This is a genomic window from Rhodopila sp., from assembly GCF_035548095.1.
Taxonomy (GTDB): domain Bacteria; phylum Pseudomonadota; class Alphaproteobacteria; order Acetobacterales; family Acetobacteraceae; genus Rhodopila.
This window is the reverse complement of sequence record NZ_DASZUV010000001.1, coordinates 13538-24285: the sequence shown is the minus strand read 5'-3', so window position 1 is coordinate 24285 and position 10748 is coordinate 13538. Positions and strand designations below refer to the sequence as shown.

The following is a 10748-nucleotide window of genomic DNA, read 5'->3' as shown; positions in this document are numbered from 1 at the left end:
GGCAAACCAGCACCGATCCCCGCCAGGTCGGCTGGCTTCGGACTTCCGGTCAGTTCGTTGCAAAATCGTCCAGAGCAAAGAGGCGCGGACTGCCGCTGCCGGAGGCCACTGGGTCGAAATGAACGTCGCAGGAGGTGACCTTGCCGCTGCGCGGATCGAACCGCCAAACCTGCAGGAACTCCCCGGAGAATTCCAGCTTTCCGCCATCGTCCTGATCGGCGATATATCCGTTGACGATAACCCAGTTTGACAGCTCACAGATACGTTTGCGAACCGCACAGAACGGCCGGGCATCATCGAAAGTCTGGCCGCGTGCGAAGCGCTTTTCGTAGAATTCCTTGATCTTCTCCCGCCCCTGCACCCGGCATGGATAGGAGATCAGATGGCCCGACTCGCCCGCGCCATATTCCACCACGGCGTCATCCGCGAAGATGCCAACGACCGTGTTCAAATCGCGCTTCAGCAGGCCCACATACCATTGCTTTACCAGAGGAATATAAGTGTCGGACATTCCCCGGTCCCCCCTCGATACAATATCGGCAGGCTAAAGCGAATTGATGTCGGATACAACGAAAACGGCCGTTATGTGTCTGAACGGCATATTTGGCAGCGCTCCGTAACCCACGCATGAAATATGCATCCTGGGCGCCAGCCTTGGCACCGGGGCGGATTCCCGGTCTACTCCCGTCACGACACAAGCGGGCAACCGCGAACAGGAAGGGAACGGGCGATGATCACCAATTTCGACAGCTCCTATGTCGGGACCGTCGATATGGAGAACTGCGGCTATCTGGGCACGCCGATCAACGACCGCCGCTACAGCAGCGAGGAACTGGCGGGTGCGCTGCACAAGGCGGTCGCGTACGCCAAGACCATGGACGGGCTGGGCTACAACACGTTCTGGATGGCGGAGCACCATTTCCAGCCGGAAGGGACCGAGTGCATCCCCAACCTGCTGATGATGGCGATGCACCTGGTGCACCTGACCAAGAACCTGAAGATCGGCTGCGGCTTCAACGTCGTGCCCATGTGGCATCCGCTACGCCTGGCCGAGGATTATGCGATGGCCGACATCCTGAGCGGCGGCCGCGTGATCTTCGGCGTCGCCCGCGGCTATCATACGCGGGAAGTGGAAAGCTTCGGCGCCCCGCTGATCGATCAGGATGCCAATCGGGAATTGTTCGAGGAAGGCGTCGACATCGTCTTCAAGGCGTTCAATGAGGAGCGGTTCAGCCACAAGGGCCGCTTCTACACGATCCCGCCCGAAGTGCCGTATCGCGGCTATACGCTGAAGGACATCACCCTGGTGCCGCGTCCGGAACGTCTCCCGGTGGAATGCTGGCAGCCGATCCAAAGCGGCAGCGACCGCGCCTTCGACTTCATGGCCAAGCACGGCATCCGCGGCGTGATCGGCGGCGGATCGGCCGAAGGCGGCGCGGTGCAGCGCCATATGGACGGATTCCGGGCGGCCTATGCGCGCCGTGGAATCGAGTTGCAGCCGGGGGAGCGCCTGTCGCTGGGCTATCAGTTCTTCATCGCCGAAAGCCGCGAGGCCGCGATGGCGCAGGCCGGCAAATACTATGAGGAAAACATGAAGATGTTCGGTGAGCTGCGGCTGGTCCGCGCCATCACCGAGGCGCAGATCGCCGCGATGCGCGACCCCCGCCTGGTACCGAACACGAAGCTGCCGCGCATCGAGGACGCGGTGCAAGCCGGCGGCTTCCTGGCCGGCACGCCCGCCGACATCATAGAGGCGCTGAAGGCGGTGGAGAAGCGCTTTCCCGGCCTGAACCGCGTCAGTTGCAGCCTGGCTCTGGGTACGCCGCTGTCGCTGGCGCTGGAACAGTTGGAACGCTTCGCCAAGGACGTGATGCCCGCCTTCAAGGGCGCCATGGCGCAGGCAGCGGAATAGGGGAACGACAATGCCGGTCATCGACTGTCAGGTTCATGCCTATGAACGCAATTATCCGGGTCGGCCATGGAAAGGATTCCTGCACGGTCCGGATCATGTCACCGGCGACGAAATGGTCGCGGCGATGGACTCGGTCCGCGTGGACGGCGCGCTGCTGGTCTCACCCTTCGCGCTGTACCAGTTCGACGCCAGCTACGCGCTGGAGGTGTACAAGCAGCACCCGACGCGGTTCGGCCTGATCAAGCCGGTGGATACCGATGATCCCGGCGTGGCCGATATCATTGCCGAGTGGAAGAGCACCCGGGGTACCGTGGGTGTCCGTATCATGCTGAACCGGCTGAAGACCGACGATCCCACCGATCCGGGCCTGAACCGCGTGATGGCGGCGGCGGCGAAGGCCGGATTCCCGGTCAACATGCTGGTCTGGGGCAAGCTGGACCTGGCAGACCAGCTCGCCGCCCGCAACCCCGATACCAGCATCGTCATCGACCATTGCGGCCTGCAGCAACCCTTCGAACCGCCGCGCCCTACCCAGCCCTGGACGGAAATCCCCAAGGTGGTCGCGCTGGCGCAGCACAAGAACGTCTCGATCAAGATCAGTGGTGCCTGTACCCTGTCCCACGAACCATTCCCGTACAAGGATATCTGGGACCCGCTGGCGCGGCTGTTCGATGCATTCGGCCTGGACCGCTGCATGTGGGGAACGGACTGGACGCGCGCGACCTTGTTGTTGACCTACAAGGAAGGCGTCGAGGCGTTCCGCGTTACCGACCGGCTGTCCGCCGCCGACAAGGCGAAGCTGATGGGCGGCAGCCTGCAGCGCATCTACAATTGGACGCCCGGCAAGGCCTGATCCGGGTTGAAGGCGACGCCCGTCCGCGCCGCCTCGCGGTGGCAGTGGGACCGCGACCTGCTGCTCGGCATTGGCTGCATTTGTCTGTCCGCCCTGACATCGCCGCTGATGCAGGGCGTCGCCAAATTGCTGGGAGAGACATATAACTCCGTCCAGGTCTCCTGGGCGCGCGCATTTGGCCACATCGTCTTCATGTTGGCGGCGTTCGTGCCGCGCTTCGGTCCGCGCATGCTGTATACGCGGCGGATCTGGCAGCATTTGCGCCGGTCGTCCTGCCTGTTCCTGTCCAACCTGAGCTACTTCTTCGCCATCACCTTCATCCCGATCGCCAAGGCGGCGTCGATCAACATGGTCGGCCCGCTGATCGTCGCCGGCCTGGCCTGGCCCATGCTGGGGGAACGGACCACGATCGGCCGCATCGTCGCCGTGGCGATCGGCTTCATCGGCGTGCTGATCATCATTCGGCCAGGGTCGGAAGTGTTTCACTGGGCCGTGCTGTTCATCCTCTTCAGCGCCCTGCTGAACGGGCTGTATCAGATCTATACGCGCAAGATCGCCGACACCGAGGCACCGGAGACCTCGGCCATCTACAGCTCCATCGTCGGTGCCTTCGGCATGTTCCTGGTCCTGCCGCTGGTCTGGAAGACCCCGGTGGGCTGGGCGGATGTCGTCCTGTTCAGCGCCATGGGGGCGCTGGGCGCGCTGACCCACTACTTCGTTGCCCTGGCGCTGAGATTCGCCCCGGCGAACATCGTCACGCCGTTCAGCTACGTGCAGCTTCTGGGCTCTGTCCTGGTCGGCTATCTCATGTTCGACAACCTGCCCGATGTCATGACATGGCTGGGCGGTGCCATCGTCGTCGCCTCCGGGCTGTATATCGGCCTGACCCAGACCCGGCGACGGTCGTTGGCGGGCGCCGCGCACGCCGCTACCCTGCCGGACAGGGAAGGGAGGGCATAGACCGATGACCGCGCCCAACGGCATCGACTCATATCTGGCGGTACGGACCAGCGGCCTGACCATCGGGGAATTGCTGGTGGCGCGGACGCGCCAGCATCCCGATCGGATCGCCGTGGTGGACGGCACCCGATCCTTCAGCTTCGCCGCCTTCAACGCGCGCGTGAACCGTCTGGCCGCGGAACTGCGCCGGCTGGGCATCGCGCGCGGCGACCGTGTGGCGATCCTGTCGGAAAATCGCTGCGAATATCTGGAGCTGATGTTTGCCGCCGGCAAGCTGGGGGTGATCGTCTGTGCCCTGAATTGGCGGCTGGCGGATGCCGAGCTGATCCACTGCATCACCTTGACCAGCCCCAAGGCGACCTTTGTCTCACCCGCCCACGCGCCGGCCGGGGATCGGCTGTCCGCCATCCTGGGCGGAACGATCCGGCTGGGCGATGACTATGAAGACCGGCTGGCGCGGTGTTCCGATGCCGAACCGCCGATTGCCGCGCTGCCCGAGGACGGGCATGTCATCCTGTACACCAGCGGCACCACGGGAAATCCGAAAGGCGCGCTGATCTCTCATCGGGCGCAGATCGCCCGCATGCATTCAAGCTGCGTCGATTTCGATCTGGCGCCGGGCGACGTCTTCGTGGCCTGGGCGCCGATGTTTCACATGGTATCGACCGATCAATCGGTGGACACGCTATGTCTGGGCGGCAAGGTGATCGTCATTCCCGGCTACGATCCGGACCGCATCCTGCACGCCGCCGAAACGGAAAGCCTGTGGTGGCTAGTGGCCATGCCGGGCATGATCGAGGACCTGATCGCGGCGGCGAAGCGTCGGCGGACGGTGCCGAAGGGCATCAAGCTGATGGGTGCCATGGCTGACCTGGTGCCGCGGCACCAGCTGATCGAGGTGACCTCACTGCTGCGGACGCCCTATGCCAATACGTTCGGCGCCACCGAAACCGGGCTGCCGCCGGCCTCGGCGGGGCGTGTGCCGATCGGGCGGGTCCCGGACCGGCTGTCGAAGATCCCCAGCGCGAGCTGCGCGATCCGGCTGGTGGACGCCGACGGCCGGGATGTGCCCGACGGCACGCCGGGGGAGCTGGCGATCCGCGGCCCGACCGTGTTCAGCGGTTATTGGAACGCCCCCGAGACGAACGCGCGGGATTTTCGTGGCGGCTGGTTCCACATGGGCGACGTGTTCGTCCGCAACCCGGACGGCACGATCGATTTCGTCGACCGGGTCAAATACATGATCAAGTCCGGCGGCGAGAATATCTATCCCGCCGAGATCGAGCAGGTGCTGTTGCGCGACCCTCGTGTCGCCGACGCGGTGGTGGTGCGGGCGCCGGATCCGCGCTGGGGGGAGGTGCCGGTGGCATTCGTGGCCAGGCGGGATGAGGCGCTGACGGAGGACGATCTGGTCCTGCTGTGCCGAACCAGCCTGGCTGGATACAAGCGGCCGAAGGCGGTACGCTTCGTTGCGCTGGATGATCTGCCACGCAGCACGACCGGCAAGATCCAGCGGCATGAGCTGGAAAAGCGGCTGTCGGAATGAAGGAGAGCAAGCCATGAATGAGACCAAGCCGCCGGCCGTCCTGTTCCAGTTGCTGGAGCCCCATATCGCCCTGGTGACCCTCAACCGCCCCGAGGCGCGCAATGCCGTCAACGGTGCGGTTGCGGCGGGGCTCGAGCAGGCAGTGGAACGAACCGAATCCGATCCGGATACCTGGGTGACCATTCTGACCGGTCATGGTCCGGTCTTCTGCGCGGGGGCGGATCTGAAGGAGGTGTCGGCCGGTAACGGCGCGGCTCTGTCGACCGCCAAAGGCGGTTTCGGCGGCTTTGTCCGGGCGAAACGCGGCAAGCCCTGGATCGCGGCGGCGCAGGGGCACGCCCTGGCCGGCGGGCTCGAACTGCTGTTGGCCTGTGATCTGGCCGTCGCCGCCGATACGGCTGATTTCGGCCTGCCGGAGGTGAAGCGCAGCCTCGTGGCGGGGGCCGGCGGCGTGTTCCGCCTGCCGCGCGCCCTGCCGAAAGCGGTTGCACTGGAAATGATCACAACCGGGGATCCCATTCCGGCGTCCCGCGCCGCGCATTTCGGCCTCGTCAACATCGTGGTGCCGGCATCCCTGGTATTGACCACCGCGCTGACGCTGGCGCGCAGGATCACCGTCAACGCGCCGATCGCCGTGCGCGAAAGCCTTGGTGTGGCGCGCCAGGCCTATGACGGGACGGAAGCGGATTTGTGGGAAATCAGCGGTGCGGCCAGTCAGCGTGTGCGCCAGACCGAGGATTTCAAGGAAGGGCCGCGTGCTTTCGTCGAGAAGCGCGCGTCCAACTGGATCGGGCACTGATTCGTGGCTGTCTCCAGGCTGCTGATCGCCAATCGCGGCGAGATTGCCATCCGCATTGCGCGCGCCGCGGCGGATATGGGGCTACACAGCGTGGCCGTGTTCTCCCAGGATGATACGCAAAGCCTGCATCCGCGCATGGCGGAACAGGCGGTCCCGTTGCCAGGGCAGGGGGCTGCCGCCTATCTCGATATCGATGCCGTGATCGGCGCCGCGCGAGAGGCCGGCTGCGATGCGGTCCATCCCGGCTATGGCTTCCTGGCGGAGCGGGCCGATCTCGCCGCGCGCTGTGCCGCGGAAGGACTGACATTTGTCGGGCCGGATGTGGCTCATCTGGAACTGTTCGGTGACAAGGCGCGCGCCAGGGCAGCCGCGATCGCGGCGCGCGTGCCGGTGATCAAGGGACTCGATCACGCGGTGTCGCTGGAGGAAGCGAGGGCGTTCTTCGATTCCCTGGGTCCTGGCGGCGCGATGATCATCAAGGCCGTCGCGGGTGGTGGCGGGCGCGGCACCAGGGCGGTGCTGATGGCCGAGGATATCGCCGAAGCCTATCAGCGCTGTCAGTCGGAAGCGAGGGCCGCGTTTGGTCGGCCTGATGTCTATGTCGAGGCATTTCTGCCGCGGGCACGCCATGTCGAGGTACAGATCCTGGGTGACGCCGCCGGGCACGTCACGCATCTGGGAGAGCGTGAATGCAGCGTCCAGCGCCGGTTCCAGAAGATTCTGGAAGTCGCGCCGGCACCGGCGCTCCATGAGGGTCTGCGGGCCGACATCATCGGTGCCGCCGTCCGCTTCGCTCAGCGCGTCGGCTATCGGAACCTGGGCACCTTCGAGTTCCTGGTGGATGCCGCCGGCCACGATGTCGATGAACCTTTCGTTTTCATCGAAACCAATGCCCGCCTGCAGGTCGAGCATACGGTGACCGAGGCCGTCACCGGCGTTGACCTGGTGCAGACGCAGATCCGCCTGGCACAAGGCGCAAGCCTCGCGGAGCTGGGCCTGGCGACGGCGCCGATCCCGCGCGGGTACGCGATCCAGGCCCGCGTCAATATGGAAACGGTGTCCGCCGACGGATCGGTCCGGCCGTCCGGTGGTACGCTGACAGCCTATGAACCACCGAGCGGTCCGGGCGTGCGGGTGGATGGGTTCGGGTATACCGGCTATCGCACCAGCAGGGCATTCGACTCATTGTTGGCGAAAGTGATTGTGCAGACGCCCTCATCGGATTTCGCCGCCGTCGCGGCGAAGGCGTCACGCGCGCTGGGCGAATTCCGGCTGGATGGCGTTGCGACATCGATCCCGTTCCTGCGCGCCATCCTGGCTCACCGGGATTTTGCCGCCGGAGCCGTTCATACACGTTGGATCGATGAGCATGTCGCCGATCTCGTGGCCATGGCGGCCGATCAGCAGCCGCGCTTCGTGGAGCCGGCGCGATCCGGCAGTGACGCGGGCTTTGCCGGCGCGCGCGTAAGGAGTCGCGATCCGCTGGCGTTGTTCGCACATGATGCGCAGGTGAAGGCGCAACAGGCGGCAACGGCATCGGATGATGATGACGCACCCGAGCTGACCGGTCCCGACGGCTCCGTCGGCGTGCCTTCACCCATTCAGGGCACGATCGTCGCGGTCGATGTGAAGACCGGCGATGCGGTGCGGCAAGGCCAGCGCATCGCGGTGGTCGAGGCGATGAAGATGGAACACCTCATTACCGCCCCGCACAGCGGCATCGTGCGCGACGTGACGATGGCGCCGGGTGACGTGGTGCGCGAAGGCTTCCCGATCGCCTTCGTTCTGGAGGCGGATGTGGAAGGCGGCGCCGTCATCACCGACACCACGGCGGATCTGGATCACATCCGGGACGACCTGCGGGAGGTCTATGATCGCCACGCTCTGACCTTGGACGAGAATCGGCCCGATGCTGTCGCTCGGCGCCGTAAGACCGGCTATCGCATGCCGCGTGAGAATATCGAGCAGCTCGTCGATCCGGGTTCCTTCAAGGAATATTGGCCATTGATCGTCGCGCTGCAGCATCAGCGCAATTCCATCGAGGCGCTTCGGAAGAACACGCCGGCCGACGGCGTGGTCGCCGGCACATGCTCGATCAATGGCGACCTGTTTGACGAAACACGCTCACGCGCCCTTGTCGTTCACTACGATTACACGGTGCTGGCGGGAACCCAGGGCCGCCGCAATCACTATAAGCAGGACCGGATGTTCGAGCTGGCGCATCGCTTCCGCCTGCCGTTGGTGCTGTTCGGGGAAGGCGGCGGCGGCCGGCCCGGGGACGATACGGTCGGGCCGCGCGTTGCCGTCGATACCCATACCTTCACGACCTTCTCCCAGCTCAGCGGGTTGGTACCCCTGGTCGCCATCGTCAACGGTCGCACCTTTGCCGGCAACACGGCCCTGGTCGCGTGCAGCGACGTCATCATCGCGACCGCGGGCTCCACGCTCGGGATGGGCGGTCCGGCCATGATCGAAGGGGGCGGCCTGGGCATCTATACGCCCGAGGAGGTCGGCCCCATGTCGGTCCAGGTGCCGAATGGCGTGGTGGACGTCCTGGTGAAGGATGAGGCGGAAGCGGTCGAAGTCGCCCGTAAATACTTGTCCTATTTCCAGGGGCGGGTCGCCGCGTGGGAAACGCCGGATCAACGGGCGCTGCGCCACGTCATACCGGAAAACCGGCTGCGCCTGTACAATATGCGGGAGATCATCGAAACCATCGCCGACAAGGGGTCGGTGTTGGAACTGAGGCCCAGGTTCGGTGTCGGCATCATCACCGCCTTTATTCGCGTCGAAGGCCGGCCGATGGGCGTCATCGCCAACAACCCGCATCACCTGGCCGGTGCGATCGATTCCAACGGGTCCGACAAGGGCGCACGCTTCCTGCAGCTTTGTGATGCGTTCGACATCCCGGTCCTGAGCCTGGTCGATTGCCCCGGCATCATGGTCGGACCGGAAGTCGAACGAACAGCGCTGGTGCGGCATTGCACGCGGCTGTTCAATGTCGGCGCCAACATGACCGCGCCGCTGTTCACCGTGATCGTTCGCAAGGCCTATGGCCTGGGCGCGCAGGCCATGTGCGGCGCCGGCACGCTGGTCGGCTTCTTCGCCGTTGCCTGGCCCACCGCGGAGTTCGCAGGCATGAACATCGAAGGCGCTGTCAAGCTGGGCTACCGGAAGGAACTGATGGGCATTGAAGATCCCGAGGATCGCCGAGCAGAATTCGAACGCCGGACCGCTGCGGCATATGACGCCGCGAAGGCGGTGAACGCCGCACAGGGCGGTGGAATCGATGACGTCATCGACCCCGCCGATACGCGCGACTGGATCGCCAGCAGCCTCAAGCGTCTGCCGCCCGTTCCCCCGCGCACAAGCAAGAAATATCCCTATATCGATCCGTGGTGAGCCTGGATTGACGGCCTGGATATCCCGCCTGACACTGGCGGCAAGAACCAGACGGGGAGCGTCCAGGCATGACCGAACCATTGTTCGCGGGTCTGCGAGTGATCGACTGTGCCAGCTATGTCGCCGCGCCCGCCGCGACGACAGTGCTGGCGGATTTCGGCGCCGAGGTCATCAAGATCGAACCTCCGGGCGGCGGTGACCCCTGGCGTAGTCAATACAAGCGTCCCGGCATGCCGGATGCGGATCACAACCATCCCTGGTTAATGGATAACCGGAACAAGAAAGGCCTCGTCCTCGACCTCAAGTCCCCCAACGGCCTGCAAGTCCTCCACCGCCTCCTCGCTCGGTCTGATATTTTCGTTACCAACACTCCTTTGCCGGGCAGGGCACGGCTGGGAATCCGGTATCGGGACCTGGCGGAGAAATATCCCCGACTGATCTATGCGTCCTTGACGGCTTACGGTGAGGTCGGTGATGAGGCGGACAAGACCGGCTTTGACGCCACGGCCTACTGGGCCCGCTCCGGCCTCATGGATGAGGTCCGCGCCGACCATCGCGCCATGCCGGCACGATCGGTACCCGCAATGGGTGACCGGCCGACCGCGATGGCGCTGTACGGCGCCATTGTTACGGCTCTTTACCAGCGAGAGAAAACCGGAAAAGGCGGAGAGGTCAGGGCCGCGCTGATGGCCAGCGGCATGTGGGCGAACGCATACCTGATCCAGGCGGAACTCTGCGGGACACAATTCCCGCCCCGCCCGCCGCGCGAGGAATCGATCAGCGCGCTGACAAACCTCTATCGCACTCTCGACGATCGGTGGTTCATGCTTGCCGCCATCAACGAACGTCAATGGCCGGCCTTGGCGAAAGCGATCGACATGCCGGAACTTGTGGCGGACCCGCGTTTCGTGGATGCCGTTTCCCGCCGCACCCATGCCGTGACACTGACGCAGATCCTCGACTCGGTGTTCGCCCGGAAGATGCTGTCGGAATGGCGAGGCATTCTGGACCAGGCCGGAATCACGTTCGGGGTCGTCGGCAAGGCAGCCGAGATCGTCACCGATAAACAGGCGCATGACGCCGGCTTCCTGCGCCCGCTGTCAGACACAGGTCTGATGACCGTCGATAGCCCGTTCACCGTCAGCGATGCGCCGAAGGTCGCGGCGACCGAGGCTCCGGGCTATGGCCAGCACACCGGCGCGATCCTGTGCGATCTCGGCTATTCGAAAGCCGAGATCGCGGACCTTCGAACATCTGGCATCGTCGCCTGAGATGC

General features: G+C 64.7%; 8 protein-coding genes. 7 read left to right on the top strand and 1 reads right to left on the bottom strand.

From position 1 onward, the window contains the following. Positions 1 to 49 precede the first annotated feature (49 nt). Positions 50 to 511 carry a nuclear transport factor 2 family protein gene (locus VHC04_RS00105; protein ID WP_408903759.1) on the bottom strand — a complete coding sequence of 154 codons (462 nt, stop codon included), beginning with the start codon at positions 509 to 511 and terminating at the stop codon, positions 50 to 52. A gap of 219 nt (positions 512 to 730) precedes the next feature. Here VHC04_RS00105 and VHC04_RS00100 point away from each other — a divergent pair, with 219 nt between their 5' ends. The 7 genes from VHC04_RS00100 to VHC04_RS00070 all read left to right on the top strand — a co-directional run bounded on the left by VHC04_RS00100 (position 731) and on the right by VHC04_RS00070 (position 10743). Next, positions 731 to 1912, top strand: coding sequence for an LLM class flavin-dependent oxidoreductase (locus VHC04_RS00100; RefSeq protein ID WP_325676663.1), 1182 nt, complete (start codon positions 731 to 733; stop codon positions 1910 to 1912). Between the two features lie 10 nt (positions 1913 to 1922). Further along, positions 1923 to 2765: an amidohydrolase family protein gene (locus VHC04_RS00095; RefSeq protein WP_325676661.1), complete on the top strand. Its 843-nt coding sequence runs from the start codon at positions 1923 to 1925 to the stop codon at positions 2763 to 2765. Positions 2766 to 2771: 6 nt separating this feature from the next. After that, the gene (locus VHC04_RS00090; protein ID WP_325676659.1) at positions 2772 to 3725 is read left to right on the top strand and encodes a DMT family transporter; all 954 of its coding nucleotides are present in this window, start codon (positions 2772 to 2774) and stop codon (positions 3723 to 3725) included. 4 nt (positions 3726 to 3729) lie between these two features. Next, positions 3730 to 5271 (top strand): class I adenylate-forming enzyme family protein, encoded by a 1542-nt coding sequence (locus VHC04_RS00085; protein ID WP_325676657.1) that lies wholly within the window; start codon positions 3730 to 3732, stop codon positions 5269 to 5271. A gap of 13 nt (positions 5272 to 5284) precedes the next feature. Then, entirely contained in the window at positions 5285 to 6070 is a 786-nt protein-coding gene (locus VHC04_RS00080) for an enoyl-CoA hydratase-related protein (RefSeq protein WP_325676655.1), read from the top strand. A gap of 3 nt (positions 6071 to 6073) precedes the next feature. Next, positions 6074 to 9472 carry an acetyl-CoA carboxylase family protein gene (locus VHC04_RS00075; RefSeq protein ID WP_325676653.1) on the top strand — a complete coding sequence of 1133 codons (3399 nt, stop codon included), beginning with the start codon at positions 6074 to 6076 and terminating at the stop codon, positions 9470 to 9472. A 68-nt stretch (positions 9473 to 9540) separates the two neighbouring features. Then, complete coding sequence (locus tag VHC04_RS00070; protein ID WP_325676651.1) at positions 9541 to 10743, top strand: CaiB/BaiF CoA transferase family protein; 1203 nt, start codon at positions 9541 to 9543, stop codon at positions 10741 to 10743. Positions 10744 to 10748: the final 5 nt, after the last annotated feature.